This window comes from Brevundimonas sp. UBA2416, assembly GCF_002343105.1.
Taxonomy (GTDB): Bacteria; Pseudomonadota; Alphaproteobacteria; order Caulobacterales; family Caulobacteraceae; genus Brevundimonas.
The window spans coordinates 34,426-50,789 of the sequence record NZ_DDRM01000002.1; the positions used below are offsets into that span (position 1 = coordinate 34,426).

A 16,364-nucleotide genomic window follows, 5' to 3' on the forward strand; every position below is an offset into this window, starting at 1 on the left:
TCGCTGGGCGTGTACGGCATCATCATGGGCGGATGGGCTTCGAACTCGAAGTATCCGTTCCTGGGCTCGCTGCGGTCCGCCGCGCAGATGGTGTCCTATGAGGTCTCCATCGGTCTGGTGATCATCAACGTCATCCTGCTGGCCGGGTCGATGAACCTGACCTCGATCGTGACGCAGCAGGAAGGCATGTTCTGGAACTGGTACGCCTTCGGCGGCGGGGCCGGGACCTGGCCCACCATCGCGGTGATGTTCCCGATGGCGATCATCTTCTTCGTCTCGGCCCTGGCCGAGACCAACCGCCCGCCGTTCGACCTGCCGGAGGCCGAGTCCGAACTCGTGGCCGGCTATCAGGTCGAATACAGCTCGACGCCCTACCTGCTGTTCATGATCGGCGAATACGCCAACATCGTCTTCATGTGCGCCATGATCACCCTGCTGTTCTTCGGCGGGTGGAATCCGGGCGTGCCGCAGGATTGGCTGGACATGCTGCCTGGCTGGCTGGAGCAGGCGATCTATCTGGTCACCTTCCTCGCCAAGACGGTGTTCTGGTTCTGCATGATCGCCCTGGTGAAGGCCTTCGTGCCTCGCTACCGCTATGACCAGCTGATGCGTCTGGGCTGGAAGATCTTCCTGCCGACCTCGCTGGTCTGCGTCGTCGTGGTCGCCGCTTGGCGCGTGTTCGCGGTGGGCTCATGATCCGGATTTTGACGCTATCGGGTCTGATGCTGGCAAGCGTGGTGATCGGCGGGTGCAATACGGTGTTCGCGCCGATCACGCCGGAGGTCACGTCTCCCATCGACCGGCTGGATCGCGCTGAGCGGAACCGGCAGCGCCCCCCCGAGACGCATCCCGAATGCTATGTGGCGCGCGGTGACACCAGCCGGCAGGAGCAGGAGCGGATGCGCGAGGCGTGCAGGCGGATGGAGAGGGACAGATGAACCGGCTTCTGACCGTCATGTTGGCGGCCGCCTCCCTGTCGGCGTGCGCCGCCTATGAGCCCGAGCCGGTTTCGGCGCATCAGTGGCAGCAGCGGCAGGAACGTATCGAACGGCAGGAGGCCGAGCGCCTGCGCCGCTGCGAAACCATGGACCAACAGAGCGAGCGGTACGCCCGCGAGTGCGCCCGCACCGGAGCCAGCCAGTAATGTTCAACCGTCTCGTCCAGGCCGCGAAGGGCGCGCTTCTGATCGACGCCGTCGGCGCGATCGGCCTGTCGCTGAAATACATGGCCCGCCCCAAGGCCACGGTGAACTATCCGTTCGAGCGCAATCCGCAGTCGCCGCGCTTCCGCGGCGAGCATGCCCTGCGCCGTTATGCGAACGGCGAGGAACGCTGCATCGCCTGCAAGCTGTGCGAAGCCATCTGCCCGGCCCAGGCCATCACTATCGAGGCCGAACCGCGCGCCGACGGCAGCCGCCGCACGACCCGCTACGACATCGACATGGTCAAATGCATCTACTGCGGACTGTGCGCCGAGGCCTGCCCGGTGGACGCCATCGTCGAAGGCCCGAACTCGGAGTTCACTGTCGAGACGCGGGAAGAGCTGCTCTACGACAAGGACCGGCTGCTCGCCAACGGCGACCGCTGGGAACGACTGATCGCGAAGAATCTGGAACTCGACGCGCCTTACCGTTAAGGCGCAGACGCTGAACAGGTCGGCGATTCCGAACGGGGTCGTCCTCCACTAACCGAAAGGGGCGAAGGCCTCCGATGTTGCAAGGCATTGCCTTCTATCTGCTGGCCACGGTGGCCGTGCTGGGCGGCCTGATGGTCGTCACGGCGAAGAACCCCGTGCATAGCGTGCTGTGGCTGATCCTGGCCTTCTTCTCGTCGGCGGGGCTGTTCGTCCTGCTCGGGGCGGAGTTCCTGGCGATGCTGCTGGTGGTCGTCTACGTCGGCGCCGTCGCGGTGCTGTTCCTGTTCGTCGTCATGATGCTGGACGTCGACTTCGTGCGGCTGCGCGAGGGCTATGCCCGCTATCTGCCACTGGCGGCCATTGTGGCGGGCATTTTGCTGGCCGAGATGATCATGATCTCGCTGGCGGTCGTCAGCGGCGGCGCCGCCGCCGATGCGACCGGACCGGTCGCCGCCACGGCTGACATGACCAATGTCGAGGCCATCGGGCGTGTTCTGTACACGGACTATGTCTATATCTTCCAGGCGGCGGGCATCGTGCTGCTGATCGCCATGATCGGCGCCATCGTCCTGACCTTGCGCCACAAGCCCAACATCAAGCGCCAGAACGTCGCCCGCCAGGTCGGCCGTGACGCGAAGACGGCCATGGAGGTCAAGTCCGTGACCACCGGCGCCGGCGTGACTCCGGAGGATCTGGTCTGATGGAAATCACCCTGCAGCACTATCTGGCGGTGGGCGCGATCCTGTTCACCATCGGTGTCTTCGGCATCTTCGTGAACCGCAAGAACGTCATCATCATCCTGATGTCGATCGAGCTGATCCTGCTGGCCGTGAACATCAATTTCGTCGCCTTCTCGGCCTATCTGAATGACGTTCAGGGGCAGATCATGGCCATGTTCGTCCTGACCGTGGCCGCCGCCGAGGCGGCCGTCGGCCTGGCCATTCTGGTGACCTTCTTCCGCAACCGCGGCGACATCGCGGTTGACGACGCCTCCGTGATGAAGGGCTGACCGTGGATCTCGTGCTTCTCGTCACCCTTGGCGTCTTCGCCCCGCTGCTCGGCGCCGTCATCGTCGGCCTGAGCGGCCGGCGGCTCGGCGATCTGGTGTCCAAATCGATCACCACAGGCCTGCTGTTCTTCTCATGCGCCGTGGCCTGGATCGTGTTCAGCCAGTGGACCTGGGGCGGGCTCGAGGCCTTCACGGTCGAGCTTTTCCCCTTCATCAATGTCGGCGATTTCCAGTCGGTCTGGTCGATCCGCATCGACGCCCTGTCGGCGGTCATGCTGGTCGTGGTCACCAGCGTGTCCTCGCTCGTCCACCTCTATTCGTGGGGGTATATGGCCGAGGATCCCGACAAGCCGCGGTTCTTCGCCTACCTCTCGCTGTTCACCTTCGCCATGCTGGCGCTGGTCACCGCCGCCGACTTCATGCAGCTGTTCTTCGGCTGGGAAGGGGTGGGGCTGGCGTCCTATCTGCTGATCGGCTTCTGGTACAAGAAGTCCACCGCCAGCGCCGCCGCCATCAAGGCCTTTGTGGTCAACCGCGTCGGCGACTTCGGCTTCGCCCTCGGCATCCTGACCGTGTTCTGGATGTTCGGCACCATCCAGTTCGCCGAACTGTTCCCGCTGATCGCCTCGAAGGCCGGCACGGGCTGGGTCTTCCTCGGCCACAACTGGTCGGCGCTCGACCTCGCCGGGGCCCTGCTGTTCGTCGGCGCCATGGGCAAGTCGGCCCAGTTCTTCCTGCACACCTGGCTGCCGGACGCCATGGAAGGTCCGACACCCGTATCGGCCCTGATCCACGCGGCGACCATGGTCACCGCCGGCGTCTACATGGTCTGCCTGCTGTCTCCGATCTATGAGTACGCCCCGGTCGCCTCGGCCATCATCGCCCTGACCGGCGCGGTCACGGCCCTGTTCGCGGCGACGGTCGGCCTGGCCCAGAACGACATCAAGCGGGTCATCGCCTATTCGACCTGTTCCCAGCTCGGCTACATGTTCTTTGCGGCGGGCGTCGGCGCCTATCAGGCCGCCATGTTCCACCTGTTCACCCACGCCTTCTTCAAGGCCCTGCTGTTCCTCGGCGCTGGCTCGGTGATCCACGGGATGCATCACGAGCAGGACATGCGGAAGATGGGCGGGCTGTGGAAGCTGCTGCCGGTCACCTATGCGGTGATGATGATCGGCACGCTCGCCATCACCGGCATCGGCATCCCGGGCGTCGGCGGCTTCGCCGGCTTCCACTCCAAGGACTCGGTCATCGAGAGCGCCTTTGCCTCGTTCACCAACGGCCATTCGGCCATGGGCCTGTTCGCCTTCTTCGTCGGCCTGCTCGCCGCCGGTCTGACCGCCTACTATTCATGGCGTCTGGTGTTCATGACCTTCCACAACAAGCCGGTCTGGAAGGACGCGCATCATGATGACCACGCGCATGACGACCACGCCTCGCATGCCCAGCTGGAAACCCATTCGGAGCCGATCGCGGACGGCCATGCGCATGACGATCATGCGCACGACGACCACGCCCATCACGGCCCGCTGAAGCCGCATGAGAGTCCGCTGGTGATGCTGGTTCCGCTGCTGCTGCTGGCGGTCGGGGCGATCGCCGCCGGCTTCGTCTTCGCGCCCTGGTTCATCGGCGATCACGAGCACGACTTCTGGCGCGGCGCGATCTTCGTGGCCGAGGCCAATCATGTCCTGCACGACAGCCACTATGTGCCTGTCTGGGTGAAATGGTCGCCGCTGATCCTGACCCTGATCGGCAGTTTCGCAGCCTTCTGGCTCTATGTGATGAAGGAAGGCATGGCGCGCCGGATGGCCGATCGCGGGGGTGTGGTTCACGCCTTCCTGTACAACAAGTGGTTCTTCGACGAGCTGTATGACGTCGTGTTCGTGAAGGGCGCGCGGGCGCTCGGCGACCTGTTCTGGAAGGTCGGCGATGTGAAGATCATCGACGGAGGCGGGCCCAACGGCATGGCCTGGCTGTCGCGGAAATTCGCGGGCGGTCTTGCCCGGTTCCAGTCCGGCTATGTCTATTTCTACGCCTTCGTGATGTTGCTCGGCCTCGCTGGCTTCCTCGCCTTCGCCATCTATGCGTGGGGAGCCTGATCTTGCCCCAGATCCCCTACATCCTCAGCGTCGTCACCTTCCTGCCGCTGGTCGGCGCGGGCCTGATCCTGCTGGCGCGGCTGTTCAACAAGGCCGGGGCCGACGGTGCGGCGCGCTGGATCGCCCTGTTGACGACGCTCGTCACCCTGGCCGTCTCGGCCGTGCTGGTGGCGACCTTCGATCCGTCCAGCGCCGCCTATCAGTTCGTCGAGCGATACGTCTGGTTCGCGGGCGCCGAGTACCACATGGGCGTGGACGGGATTTCGATCCTGTTCGTGCTGCTGACTGCCTTCCTGATGCCGATCTGTATCCTGGCCAGCTGGACCACGATCAAGGACCGGGTGGTCGATTACATGATCGCCTTCCTGGTGCTGGAGACGCTGGTTATCGGGGTGTTCACCTCGCTCGACCTGTTCCTGTTCTACATCTTCTTTGAAGGCACACTGGTGCCGATGTTCATCATCATCGGCGTGTGGGGCGGGGCGAACCGGATCTACGCCTCGTACAAATTCTTCCTCTACACCCTGCTGGGCTCGGTGCTGATGCTGCTGGCCATGCTGTGGATGGCGGCCGAGACGGGCACCACCAGCATTCCGGCGCTCAAGGAATATGCCTTCTCCGCCGAGGCGCAGCCTCTGCTATGGCTGGCCTTCTTCGCCTCCTTCGCGGTCAAGATGCCGATGTGGCCGGTGCACACCTGGTTGCCGGACGCCCACGTGCAGGCGCCGACGGCGGGGTCGGTCATCCTGGCCGGCATCCTGCTGAAGCTGGGCGGCTACGGCTTCCTGCTGTTCAACCTGCCCATGTTCCCGCAGGCGTCGCAGACCTTCGCGCCGCTGGTCTTCGCCCTGTCGGCCATCGCCATCGTCTACACCTCGCTGGTCGCCTTCCGGCAGACGGACATGAAGAAGCTGATCGCCTATTCGTCGGTTGCCCACATGGGCTTTGTGACCATGGGCATCTTCGCCGGCAATGATCAGGGCGTGCAGGGCGCGGTGTTCCAGATGCTGAGCCACGGCCTGATCTCGGGCGCGCTCTTCCTCTGCGTCGGCGTGGTCTATGACCGGATGCACACCCGCGAGATCGCCCTGTACGGCGGCCTGACCGCGCGGATGCCGTGGTTCGCGGCCATCTTCATGCTGTTCACCATGGCCAATGTCGGCCTGCCGGGCACCTCGGGCTTCATCGGCGAGATCCTGACCATGGTCGGCATCTATGAGGTCTCGACCTGGACGGCGCTGTTCGCCGCCTCGGGCGTGATCTTCTCGGCGGTCTATGCGCTGACGCTGTATCGCAACGTCATGTTCGGCGAGATCACCAATCCGGCGATGAAGGCGATCACCGACGTCGACAAGCGCGAGTTGCTGATCTTCGCGCCGCTGATCATCGGCACCCTGTGGCTGGGCTTCCAGCCCGGTCTGGTGCTGGACTACACCGCCGCCTCGGTCGAGGCCCTGACGACCACCTATCGCGCCGCGATCGGCGGGTGAGACGATGATGCCTGACCTGATCTCCGCCCTTCACCTCTCGGCCCCGGAAGCGACCCTCGCGGTCGGCGGTCTGGTGCTGCTGATGCTCGGCGCCTTCATGGGCGACAAGAGCGCGCGCTTCATCTCGGCCCTGTCGGTCGGCCTTCTGGTCGCCGCCACGGCCGTGGCCGTGACCGGTCCGCTCGGCATGGCCTTCAACGGCGCCTATGTGGCCGATCCGCTGGCTGTCTACGGCAAGGCCGTGATCTTCCTGTCCAGCGCGGTGGCCATTGTGCTCGGCGACGGCTGGATGAAGCGGAGCCGGATCGCGAAATTCGAATATCCGATCCTGATCGTGCTGGCCTCGGCCGGCATGGGCATGATGGCGTCTTCGGGCGATCTGATCTCCCTCTATGTCGGCATCGAGCTGCATTCGCTGGCCCTCTATATTCTGGCCGCCTACCACCGCGACGACCTGAAGGCGTCGGAGGCGGGGCTGAAATATTTCGTGCTGGGCGCCCTGTCGTCGGGCCTGCTGCTGTACGGGGCCAGCCTGATCTACGGCTTCACCGGCTCAATGCGGTTTGACGAGATCGCCGCCTACGCCGCCGCCAATGAGTCGACCGGACTGATCTTCGGCCTGGTGTTCCTGATCTGCGGCCTGGCCTTCAAGGTCTCGGCCGCGCCGTTCCACATGTGGACGCCGGACGTCTATGAGGGGGCACCGACGCCGGTCGTGGCCCTGTTCGCCACGGCCCCCAAGGTCGCGGCCATGGTGCTGATCGCTCGCACGCTGGAAGGCGCCTTCGCCGGGTCGCATGACCAGTGGTCGCAGGTGCTGATCCTGATCTCGCTGATATCGTTCGCCGTCGGGGCCTTCGGCGGTCTGGTGCAGAAGGACCTGCAGCGACTGCTGGCCTATTCCTCGATCGCCAACATCGGTTACGCCCTGCTGGGCATCGCTGCCGGCACGACCCTGGGCGTGCAGGCCATGCTGATATTCATGACCCTGTACGTCATCGACCAGTTCGGCTTCTTCGCCATCCTGCTGTCGCTGTCGCGCGGCGGAAAGCCGATCCGCAAGATCGCCGACCTGGCGGGGCTGCGGAAGGACAAGCCGGTGACGGCCATTGCGCTGACCGTGCTGTCGCTGTCGGTGCTGGGCATGCCGCCGCTGGCGGGCTTCTGGGCCAAATTCTACGTCTTCGGCGCGGCCGCCGACGCGGGCTACTGGATGGTCGGCGCGGCGGGTCTGGTGGCGTCGGTGGTGGCCGGGTTCTACTATCTGCGGATCATCAAACTGATGTGGTTCGATCCGACGCCGGAAGGTGTGGGGCCGACGGACGCCTCGCCGGTCGAGGCGAAGACCATCGCCTGGGCCTCGGCGGCGTTCAGCTTCCCGCTGGTGATCGTCGCGATCGGCTGGATCGACCATTTCGCCGGCATCGCCGCAACCGGTTTCGGAGCCGGGTAGGGGCGGATGCCCGCCGCGCCCATCCTGCTGCTCGACCAGACCGACTCGACCAATGCGGACGCCCGCCGGCGCGCGGACGCGGGCGAAACCGGCCCGCTGTGGATCGTCGCCCGGCGCCAGACCGAGGGCCGGGGACGGCGTGGGCGGCAATGGGAAAGCCAGGACGGCAACCTGTTTTCCACCCTGCTGCAGTTGACCCGAAAATCTCCCGCCGAGGCGGCGCAGGTGACGTTCGTGGCGGCACTCGCCATCGCGGACCTGCTGGATGCCTGGGCCCCGCCGTCGCTGGTGACGATCAAATGGCCCAATGACGTGATGCTGGCGGGGCAGAAGACGTCCGGGGTGCTGGTCGAGTCCGGGGCGCATGAGAGCGGCGGCCTGTGGCTGGCGGTCGGCATCGGCGTCAATCTGGCCCATGCGCCGGAGGGGACCGAGCGGCCGGCGACCGCGCTGGTCCATCACCTGCGCGGCGACGTGACGGCGCCTCCGACCGTCGAGGCCGCCGCGGCAAAGCTGGCCGAGGCGTTCGATGTCTGGATGACGCGCTGGGAGACGCTGGGCTTCCAGCCGATCCTCGACGCCTGGCGGGCGCGGACGCCCGGGCTGGACGGACCCGCCCTGGCGCGGCTGGGTCGTGAGACGGTCGAGGGCGTGGCCGAGGGCGTGGCGCCCGACGGCGCGCTGAAATTGAGGCTGGCGGACGGGAGCCTGCGGCTGATCTCCGCCGGCGACGTCTTCTTCGGGGAGGCCGCGTAATGCTGCTGGCGATCGAGCAGGGCAATACGAACACGCTGTTTGCGGTCCATGACGGCAGCGACTGGATCGCACAGTGGCGCACCGCCACGGAGAGCAGCCGCACGGCCGACGAATACGCGGTCTGGCTGAGCCAGTTGCTGGCCATGCACGGGCTGGCGATCAGCCAGCTGGACGGCTGCATCATCTCCAGCGTGGTGCCGCAGTCGATCTTCAATCTGAGGAACCTGTCGCGCCGCTATCTGACGGTCGAGCCGCTGGTGATCGGAGACAATGTAAAGCTCGGCATGACGGCGCGGATCACCAAGCCGAGTGAGGCGGGGGCCGACCGGCTGGTCAACGCCATCGGCGCGCATCTGGTCTATCCGGGCGACCTGATCGTCATCGACAGCGGCACGGCCACGACCTTCGACGTCATCGCCGCCGACGGGGCCTTCGAGGGCGGCGCCATCGCCCCGGGCATCAATCTGAGCCTTCAGGCGCTGCACGAGGCGGCGGCCATGCTGCCGCGCATCGCCATCCAGCGGCCGGACCGGGTGATCGGCAAGGACACGGTCTCCAATATGCAGTCCGGCGTCTTCTGGGGCTATGTCGCCCTCATCGAAGGCATGGTCGCCCGCATCAAGGCGGAGTGGGGAAAACCCATGACCGTGATTGGAACGGGCGGCGTGGCCAGCCTGTTTGAAGGCGCAACAGATTCAATCGACCGGTTCGATCCGGACCTGACTATCCGCGGCCTCCTCGAAATCTGGCGGCGGAACACCATCTAAAGGACCTATGAAAAAGAAAACCAACGACGAACTCGTCTTCCTGCCGCTGGGCGGCTCGGGCGAGATCGGGATGAATCTCAATCTGTACGGCTACGGCCCCGAGGCGAACCGCGAGTGGCTCGTCGTCGACGTGGGCGTGACCTTCGGCGACCTGTCGACGCCCGGCGTCGATGTGATCGTGCCCGACCCCGCCTTCCTTGAAGGCGAGGCCATCCGCGGCATCGTCCTGACCCACGCCCACGAGGACCATATCGGCGCCCTCGGCTGGTTGTGGTCGCGCATGAAGGCGCCGCTGTACGCCACGCCGTTCACCGCCTTCCTGATCCGCGAGAAGCTGCGCGAGGCGGGCATTCTGGATCAGGTCAAGCTGATCGAGGTGCCGCTGGGCGGGACCATCGACCTCGGCCCGTTCCAGGTGACCATGGTCACCATGACCCATTCGATCGCCGAGCCGAACGGCCTGGCGATCAAGACGCCGCTGGGCACGGTGCTGCATACCGGCGACTGGAAGATCGACGACGATCCCATCATCGGCGAAGTCACTGACGCCGGCGCCATCACCCGCCTCGGCGACGAGGGCGTGCTGGCGATGGTGTGCGATTCCACCAATGTCTTCGTCGAGGGATCGGCGGGGTCGGAAGGCGGCGTCCGCAACGCGCTGATCGAGCTGATCGGCGGGCTGAAGGGCCGAATCGCAGTTGGCTGCTTCGCCTCGAACGTCGCCCGGATGGACAGCGTCATCCGCGCCGCCGAGGCCGCCGGACGGCGCGTTTCGCTGGCGGGGCGGTCGATGCACCGGATTACCTCGGCGGCCAAGCACGTCGGCATGCTGAGCGACATCAAGCCGTTCCTGACCGACGAGGAGGCCCGCGTCTGGCCCGCCGACCAGATCCTGTATCTGTGCACCGGCAGTCAGGGCGAGGCCCGCGCGGCCCTGTCACGCGTGGCCGAGGGCACCCACCCGTACATCAAGCTCAGCAAGGGCGATCACTGCATCTTCTCGTCGCGGGTCATTCCCGGCAATGAGTTGTCGATCGGCCGTCTGCAGGACAAGCTCGCGGACCGCGGCGTGCGCCTCTACACCGAGCGGGACCACCCCGGCATCCACGTCTCGGGCCACCCGTGCCGCGAGGAATTGCGTCAGATGTACGCCTGGGCCCGGCCAAAGATCGCCGTGCCGACCCACGGCATGCGCCGCCACCTGGCCGAGCACGCCAACCTCGCGAAGGATGTCGGCATCTCCGAGACGGTCACGCCGCGCAATGGCGACATGGTGCGTCTGGCCCCCGGGCCTGCCGCCATCATCGACGAAGTGCCCAACGGCCGGCTCTATGTCGACGGCGGACGTCTGGTCACCGAACAGGGCGAGGCCCTGCACGAGCGGCGTCACGCCTCCACCAACGGCGTGCTGATCGTCAGCTTCGCCATGGACAAGCGCGGCAAGATCGTCAGCGATATCGATGTGCGGGCCATCGGCCTGCCGGGCGATGCGGAATCGCCGCTGGGCGATGCGCTGGACGATCTTGCGGAGCGCGCAGAGCAGGCGGTCAACAAGCTGAAAGGCGCGGCGCTTGAGGACGAGATGGTCATCGAACAGGCCGTCTCCCGCGCCCTGAAGAAGGCCAGCCAGCAGATCTGGGATCGCCGGCCGATCGTCGAGACCATCATTCTGCGGTTGTGACTTAGGCAGTCAGGCCTTTGAACCGAGGGCGGGGCTTCCTATAAGAAGCCGAATCCCCCGCCGAAGGTCCCCCCCCATGCCCGACGCCCCGCCCGAGTTTCTGTACAAGCGCGTCCTGCTGAAGGTCTCCGGCGAGGTGCTGATGGGCGATCAGTCCTACGGCATCGATATGAAGACGGTCGCCGGCGTGGCCCAGGCCGTGGCTGACGTGGCGCGCGAGGGCGTGGAGATCTGCCTCGTCATCGGCGGCGGCAACATCTTCCGCGGGCTGTCGAAGGCCGCCGGCGACATGGAGCGGGCCACCGCCGACTATATGGGCATGCTGGCCACGGTGATGAACGCCCTGGCCATGCAGGCGGCGCTGGAGAAGATCGGCGTCCAGACGCGGGTGCAGAGCGCCCTGACCATGAATGCGGTGGCTGAGCCCTATGTGCGCCGCCGGGCCCTGCGCCATCTCGAAAAGGGCCGGGTGGTGATCTTCGCCGCCGGCGTCGGCGCGCCCTTCTTCACGACGGACTCAGGCGCCGCGCTGCGGGCCGCGGAAATGGGCTGCGACGCCCTGCTGAAGGGCACCAGCGTGGACGGCGTCTACACCGCCGACCCCAAGAAGGACGCGACCGCCACCCGCTACGAGACCCTGACCTATCACGACGTGCTGGCGAAGGACCTGAAGGTCATGGACGCCTCGGCCATCGCCCTGATGCGTGACTCGGGTATTCCGATCGTGGTCTTCTCGATCCGCGAGAACAATTCGCTGCGCCGGACGCTGACGGGGGAGGGGACCTTTACGGTCATCTCGTCCCAAAAGGCCTCCTGAGCCGCCAAAGACAAGAAAACGCGAGAGAAACGACCATGGCCAAGCCCGATCTGAAGACCTACCGCGAGCGCATGGACAAGTCCGTGGCCGCCCTGAAAGAAGAGTTCAACGGCCTGCGCACCGGCCGCGCCAACGTCGGTCTGCTGGATCCCGTCCAGGTCCAGGCCTATGGCTCCAACGCACCGCTGAACTCGGTCGCCGCCATCAGCGTGCCCGAGCCGCGGATGATCTCGGTCAATGTCTGGGACAAGTCGATGGTCGGCCCGGTCGAGAAGGCGATCCGCGCCGCCGGCCTGGGTCTGAACCCGATCGTCGACGGCCAGACCCTGCGCATACCGGTCCCGCCCCTGACCGAGGAGCGCCGCAAGGACCTGGCCAAGTTGGCAGGGAAATACACCGAGCAGCAGAAGATCGCCGTCCGCAACGTCCGCCGCGACGCCAATGAGGATCTCAAGAAGGCCGAGAAGGCCGGCGAGATCAGCCAGGATGAGCAGAAGAAGATGGAGACCGAGGTCCAGAAGGACACCGACGCGGCCATCAAGCGGATCGACGAGGCCTTGAGGGCCAAGGAAGTTGAGATCATGCAGGTTTGACGGCGCGAATTGCCGTAGGATACGCCCCGCATGCCCGCCGAACCCTTTCACACTGCGCCGACTGACGGCCCGCGACACGTCGCGCTGATCATGGACGGCAATGGGCGCTGGGCCGAGGCGCGTGGCGTGCCGCGCGCCATGGGGCACCGCGAGGGCGTGCAGGCGTTGAAGCGTACGGTTGAGGCCGCGCCCCGGTTCGGCATCCGCTGCCTGACGGTGTTCGGCTTCTCGACCGAGAACTGGAGCCGACCGGCCGAGGAGGTCTCGGACCTCATGGGGCTGGTCCGATCCTATGTCACCAGCGATCTGAAACGTCTGGAGCGGGCGGGCGTCCGGGTCCGGGTGCTGGGGCGTCGGGCGGGCCTGCCAGCCGACATCATCGCGATCATCGACAAGGCCGAAGCGACGACGGCCCACAACGAGAAATTCCTGCTCCAAGTGGCCTTCAACTATGGCGGTCGGGCCGACATCGTCGATGCGGCCCAGCGTCATGTCGATGCGGTGCTGGCCGGACAGGCGACGGGCCCGCTGGATGAGGAGTCGCTGGGTCTGGGCCTGTCCACCGCCGGCGCGCCGCCGGTCGATGTGATCGTGCGCACGTCAGGCGAGCAGCGACTGTCGAACTTCCTGCTGTGGGAAGCCGCCTACGCCGAATTGGTCTATCAGAACGTCCTCTGGCCCGACTACGGCGCTGACGGACTGGCCGACGTGATCGAACAGTATCGCAACCGCGACCGCCGCTTCGGCGGCCGGGCTGCGCCAGCCGAGGCCGCAGCGCCCGCCCTCGCGGTCGGCTGATGGCGGTCAAGGCGAGCGACATAGGCCTCAGGGCCGCATCGGCCATCATCCTGGCGCCCGCGGCGGTTCTGGCCATCTGGGCCGGCGGCCTGTGGTTCCTGGCCCTGATGCTGCTGGCCTGCGCCCTGCTGGCCGTCGAATGGGCTACGATGAGCGCGGCCAGGGCCTGGCGGGTGATGGCGGGGGCCGTCGCCTTCGGCCTGGTCGCGGGCGTGGTGGCGGCGCACGCAGGGCAACTTTCGCTGGCTCTCGTCATGCTGGTCTTCGGCGCGGTGGCGGCCGGTCTGTTCGCGCGCAATCGCGGGCAGGAGGCGCTGGATGCCGCCTATGGCGTGCTCTACCTCGGCTGGCCGGCGGTGCTGCTGATCTGGCTGCGGGACGTGGACACCGCGAGCGGTCTGGCCTGGACGGTGTCGGCCTTCGCCATCGCCTGGGCGTCGGACATCATGGCCTATCTGGTCGGTAGCCTGGTCGGCGGGCCCAAGCTGTGGCCGCGCTTCTCGCCGAACAAGACATGGTCCGGCTTCATCGGCGGGCTCGCGGCCGGAACGGTCGCCGGCGCCGCGCTGGGAACCTTCCTCGACATGGGTATCGGCACATACTGGGGCGCGGCCCTGGGGCTGGCGGCGGCGCTGGCCACCATGGCCGGCGACCTGTGGGAGTCGGCGCTCAAGCGGCGCTATGGGGTCAAGGACGCCGGCAAGCTGATCCCCGGCCACGGGGGCCTGCTGGACCGGGTGGACGGGCTGATGTTCGCCGTCGTGGTGGTGGCCTGCGGACGGCTGATCGTCGGGCTGACGGGCGGAGCCGCATGATCCGGCGGCGGGTCACGGTGCTGGGCGCGACCGGCTCGGTCGGCTGTTCGACGCTGGATCTGATGGATCAGGCCGAGACCGCCGGAACCGGCGCGTTCGAGGTCGAGGCCCTGACCGGCGGCGCCAATATCGCCCGGCTGGCCGAACAGGCGCGGCGCTGGAAGCCGAAATTGGCGGTGACGGCGGACCCGGCCCGGTTGGGCGAGTTGCGTGACGCCCTCGCCGGAACCGGGATCGAGGCCGCCGCGGGCGATCAGGCGGTCATTGAGGCGGCGGCGCGTCCGGTGGACTGGATCATGGCGGCCATCGTCGGGGCGGCGGGGCTGCGCTCGGCCTGGGCGGCGGCGGCGACGGGCGCCACTCTGGCCCTGGCCAACAAGGAAAGTCTGGTCTGCTGCGGTCCTGCGTTGATCGAGCGCGTCCGGCGCTCAGGCGGTCGCCTGTTGCCGGTCGATTCCGAGCATTCCGCCATCTATCAGGTCTTTCCCCATGAAGCGCCGGAGCAGGTCGCCAAACTGGTCCTGACCGCCTCGGGCGGGCCGTTCCGCACCACGCCGCGCGAGGCCCTGAAGGCCATCACCCCGGAACAGGCCGTCGCCCATCCGAACTGGAGCATGGGGGCCAAGATTTCGGTCGACAGCGCCACCATGGCCAACAAGGGCCTCGAGGCGATCGAGGCGGCCTATCTGTTCGAGATGCCGGCCGAGCGGATCGCGGTGGTGGTGCACCCCGAGTCGATCATTCACAGCATGGTCGAATATGTCGACGGCTCGACCCTCGCCCAGATGGGGCCGCCGGACATGAAGACGCCGATCGCCTATGCCCTGGCGTGGCCCGACCGGATCGCGTGGAACGCGCCGAGACTCGACCTCGCCGCCATGGGCCGACTGACGTTCGAGGCGCCCGACGAAGACCGTTTCCCGGCCCTGAAACTCGCCCGACAGGCGTTACAGGCGGGCGGAGCGGCGCCCATCGTGTTCAATGCGGCGAACGAGGTTGCGGCCCTGGCCTTCCTTGACCGTCGACTGGGCTTTCTCAATATTGCCGCAGTCGTCGCCGACACACTGTCGCGCGTGACGGCCTCGGGGGTGGATTCCGGTTCCGACAGCGCCTGCGACGCGGCCCTGGCCGTGGACGCGCAGGCGCGACGGATGGCGGAATCGATCATCCACGGCATCGCGGCGGCAGCCTGAGGGCGGAGGGACCGATAACGGCATGACGGGCTTTTTCGGTCAGGCGCTGCTCTACATCGTGCCCTTCCTGCTGGTGCTGACGTTTATCGTCACCATCCACGAACTCGGCCATTTCCTCGTCGCCCGCGCCTTCGGCGTGAAGGTCGACCGGTTCTCCATCGGCTTCGGCAAGACCATTGTCGCCCGCACGGACAAGCATGGCACGGAGTGGCGGCTGGCCTGGCTGCCGCTGGGGGGATACGTCAAATTCTCGGGCGATCTGGACGCCTCCAGCGTGCCGGACCAGGCCGGTCTGGCGGAGCTGAGACAGCGGGTGATCGCCGAGAACGGCGCGGGCGCCGAACGCGACTATTTCCATTTCAAACCCATCTGGCAGCGGGCGTTGATCGTCGCAGCGGGACCGGCGGCCAATTTTCTGCTGGCCCTGGTGCTGTTCACGCTTCTTTTCAGCGTGGTTGGTGAGCAGATCGCGGCCCCGCGTGTCGCCGCTGTGGTCCCCGGCAGCCCGGCGGCCGTCGCCGGCTTCCAGCCGCGCGACCTGATCACGGCGGTCAATGGTCGCCCCGTCGAAGAGGGGCTTGAAGTCACTCGCACGGTGATCATGAGCGCCGGAGACCAGGTCCGCTTCACGGTGAACCGGGGCGGCCAGGTCGTGAATCTGGTGGCCACGCCGGAGCGGCTGCTGGTCGAGGACGAGCTGGCCGGCCGGGTGCGGATCGCCCGTATCGGGCTGGAGATGCAGCCCTTGCCGCAGGATTTCCGCTTCCGGCGGCTGAATCCGGTCGAAGCGGCCGGCAAGGGTGTCGAGGCCATCGGAACCACCGTCGGAACGACCGCGACCTACCTCGGGCGCATCTTCACCGGCAAGGAATCGGGCGATCTGCTGAACGGTCCCCTGGGAATCGCCAAGGCCGCCGGCGGGGTCACCCGTCAGGCTGTGGCGGCGAATCCGGACCCCGGCTACATGGCCGCCAACCTCGCCCTGACGTTTCTTCAGTTCGCCGCCATAGTTTCGATCGGAATTGGCATTGTTAATCTGCTGCCGATTCCGGTTCTGGATGGGGGGCATCTGCTGTTCTATGCTTACGAAGCTGTGGCCCGCAGGCCAGTACCCGCGCGCGTTCAGGAGGTTGGCTACCGTGTCGGCCTTGCTTTGCTGGCGGGATTGATGTTGTTCGCGACCTGGAACGACCTGCAGAAGCTGAGCCTGTTCAAATTCCTCGGCGGGTTCGCATGACGAGCCAACGCCAGCCCCCGA

18 protein-coding genes are annotated in these 16,364 nt (G+C 66.5%); all 18 read left to right on the top strand.

What is annotated here, in order from left to right:
• Nucleotides 1-696: complex I subunit 1/NuoH family protein (locus tag B3E43_RS00360; protein ID WP_292025846.1), on the top strand; the 696-nt coding region annotated here is incomplete at its 5' end.
• Entirely contained in the window at nt 693-938 is a 246-nt protein-coding gene (locus tag B3E43_RS00365; protein ID WP_292025848.1) for a hypothetical protein, read from the top strand. The genes B3E43_RS00360 and B3E43_RS00365, both read left to right, overlap by 4 nt.
• The gene (locus tag B3E43_RS00370) at nt 935-1,144 is read left to right on the top strand and encodes a hypothetical protein (RefSeq protein ID WP_292025849.1); all 210 of its coding nucleotides are present in this window, start codon (nt 935-937) and stop codon (nt 1,142-1,144) included. The genes B3E43_RS00365 and B3E43_RS00370 overlap by 4 nt, the downstream gene beginning before the upstream one ends.
• Entirely contained in the window at nt 1,144-1,635 is a 492-nt protein-coding gene (gene nuoI / locus B3E43_RS00375; protein ID WP_284220521.1) for an NADH-quinone oxidoreductase subunit NuoI, read from the top strand. Before B3E43_RS00370 ends, nuoI begins: the two co-directional genes overlap by 1 nt.
• 74 nt (nt 1,636-1,709) lie before the next feature.
• Complete coding sequence (locus B3E43_RS00380) at nt 1,710-2,336, top strand: NADH-quinone oxidoreductase subunit J (RefSeq protein WP_292025852.1); 627 nt, start codon at nt 1,710-1,712, stop codon at nt 2,334-2,336.
• Complete coding sequence (gene nuoK, locus B3E43_RS00385; RefSeq protein WP_292025854.1) at nt 2,336-2,644, top strand: NADH-quinone oxidoreductase subunit NuoK; 309 nt, start codon at nt 2,336-2,338, stop codon at nt 2,642-2,644. The genes B3E43_RS00380 and nuoK overlap by 1 nt, the downstream gene beginning before the upstream one ends.
• Before the next feature lie 2 nt (nt 2,645-2,646).
• Nucleotides 2,647-4,743, top strand: a complete 2,097-nt coding sequence (gene nuoL / locus B3E43_RS00390) for an NADH-quinone oxidoreductase subunit L (protein ID WP_292025855.1) — start codon at nt 2,647-2,649, stop codon at nt 4,741-4,743.
• A gap of 11 nt (nt 4,744-4,754) precedes the next feature.
• A complete protein-coding gene (locus tag B3E43_RS00395; protein WP_292025946.1) occupies nt 4,755-6,233 on the top strand; it encodes an NADH-quinone oxidoreductase subunit M in 1,479 nt (492 codons plus the stop codon).
• A 7-nt stretch (nt 6,234-6,240) separates the two neighbouring features.
• Nucleotides 6,241-7,686: an NADH-quinone oxidoreductase subunit NuoN gene (nuoN, locus tag B3E43_RS00400; RefSeq protein WP_292025856.1), complete on the top strand. Its 1,446-nt coding sequence runs from the start codon at nt 6,241-6,243 to the stop codon at nt 7,684-7,686.
• A 6-nt stretch (nt 7,687-7,692) separates the two neighbouring features.
• A complete protein-coding gene (locus B3E43_RS00405) occupies nt 7,693-8,442 on the top strand; it encodes a biotin--[acetyl-CoA-carboxylase] ligase (protein ID WP_292025858.1) in 750 nt (249 codons plus the stop codon).
• A complete protein-coding gene (locus tag B3E43_RS00410) occupies nt 8,442-9,209 on the top strand; it encodes a type III pantothenate kinase (protein ID WP_292025861.1) in 768 nt (255 codons plus the stop codon). The genes B3E43_RS00405 and B3E43_RS00410 overlap by 1 nt, the downstream gene beginning before the upstream one ends.
• A gap of 7 nt (nt 9,210-9,216) precedes the next feature.
• Complete coding sequence (locus tag B3E43_RS00415) at nt 9,217-10,890, top strand: ribonuclease J (protein ID WP_292025864.1); 1,674 nt, start codon at nt 9,217-9,219, stop codon at nt 10,888-10,890.
• A gap of 76 nt (nt 10,891-10,966) precedes the next feature.
• Entirely contained in the window at nt 10,967-11,707 is a 741-nt protein-coding gene (pyrH, locus tag B3E43_RS00420) for a UMP kinase (protein WP_292025866.1), read from the top strand.
• A gap of 35 nt (nt 11,708-11,742) precedes the next feature.
• Nucleotides 11,743-12,300 carry a ribosome recycling factor gene (gene frr / locus B3E43_RS00425; protein WP_055829332.1) on the top strand — a complete coding sequence of 186 codons (558 nt, stop codon included), beginning with the start codon at nt 11,743-11,745 and terminating at the stop codon, nt 12,298-12,300.
• 30 nt (nt 12,301-12,330) lie between these two features.
• Nucleotides 12,331-13,098 (top strand): polyprenyl diphosphate synthase, encoded by a 768-nt coding sequence (gene uppS, locus B3E43_RS00430; RefSeq protein WP_292025871.1) that lies wholly within the window; start codon nt 12,331-12,333, stop codon nt 13,096-13,098.
• The gene (locus B3E43_RS00435; RefSeq protein ID WP_292025873.1) at nt 13,098-13,913 is read left to right on the top strand and encodes a phosphatidate cytidylyltransferase; all 816 of its coding nucleotides are present in this window, start codon (nt 13,098-13,100) and stop codon (nt 13,911-13,913) included. The genes uppS and B3E43_RS00435 overlap by 1 nt, the downstream gene beginning before the upstream one ends.
• Nucleotides 13,910-15,106, top strand: coding sequence for a 1-deoxy-D-xylulose-5-phosphate reductoisomerase (gene dxr, locus B3E43_RS00440; protein WP_292025876.1), 1,197 nt, complete (start codon nt 13,910-13,912; stop codon nt 15,104-15,106). Before B3E43_RS00435 ends, dxr begins: the two co-directional genes overlap by 4 nt.
• 22 nt (nt 15,107-15,128) lie before the next feature.
• Complete coding sequence (locus B3E43_RS00445) at nt 15,129-16,343, top strand: M50 family metallopeptidase (RefSeq protein WP_292025878.1); 1,215 nt, start codon at nt 15,129-15,131, stop codon at nt 16,341-16,343.
• The last annotated feature ends 21 nt before the right edge of the window (nt 16,344-16,364 follow it).

Excerpts from the sequence above, each read along its gene's own strand:
- B3E43_RS00365 (WP_292025848.1), top strand. The coding sequence starts at position 693 with ATGATCCGGATTTTGACGCTATCGGGTCTGATGCTGGCAAGCGTGGTG.
- B3E43_RS00370 (WP_292025849.1), top strand. The coding sequence starts at position 935 with ATGAACCGGCTTCTGACCGTCATGTTGGCGGCCGCCTCCCTGTCGGCG.
- nuoI (WP_284220521.1), top strand. The coding sequence starts at position 1,144 with ATGTTCAACCGTCTCGTCCAGGCCGCGAAGGGCGCGCTTCTGATCGAC.
- B3E43_RS00380 (WP_292025852.1), top strand. The coding sequence starts at position 1,710 with ATGTTGCAAGGCATTGCCTTCTATCTGCTGGCCACGGTGGCCGTGCTG.
- nuoK (WP_292025854.1), top strand. The coding sequence starts at position 2,336 with ATGGAAATCACCCTGCAGCACTATCTGGCGGTGGGCGCGATCCTGTTC.
- nuoN (WP_292025856.1), top strand. The coding sequence starts at position 6,241 with ATGCCTGACCTGATCTCCGCCCTTCACCTCTCGGCCCCGGAAGCGACC.
- B3E43_RS00405 (WP_292025858.1), top strand. The coding sequence starts at position 7,693 with ATGCCCGCCGCGCCCATCCTGCTGCTCGACCAGACCGACTCGACCAAT.
- B3E43_RS00410 (WP_292025861.1), top strand. The coding sequence starts at position 8,442 with ATGCTGCTGGCGATCGAGCAGGGCAATACGAACACGCTGTTTGCGGTC.
- B3E43_RS00415 (WP_292025864.1), top strand. The coding sequence starts at position 9,217 with ATGAAAAAGAAAACCAACGACGAACTCGTCTTCCTGCCGCTGGGCGGC.
- pyrH (WP_292025866.1), top strand. The coding sequence starts at position 10,967 with ATGCCCGACGCCCCGCCCGAGTTTCTGTACAAGCGCGTCCTGCTGAAG.
- frr (WP_055829332.1), top strand. The coding sequence starts at position 11,743 with ATGGCCAAGCCCGATCTGAAGACCTACCGCGAGCGCATGGACAAGTCC.
- uppS (WP_292025871.1), top strand. The coding sequence starts at position 12,331 with ATGCCCGCCGAACCCTTTCACACTGCGCCGACTGACGGCCCGCGACAC.
- B3E43_RS00435 (WP_292025873.1), top strand. The coding sequence starts at position 13,098 with ATGGCGGTCAAGGCGAGCGACATAGGCCTCAGGGCCGCATCGGCCATC.
- dxr (WP_292025876.1), top strand. The coding sequence starts at position 13,910 with ATGATCCGGCGGCGGGTCACGGTGCTGGGCGCGACCGGCTCGGTCGGC.
- B3E43_RS00445 (WP_292025878.1), top strand. The coding sequence starts at position 15,129 with ATGACGGGCTTTTTCGGTCAGGCGCTGCTCTACATCGTGCCCTTCCTG.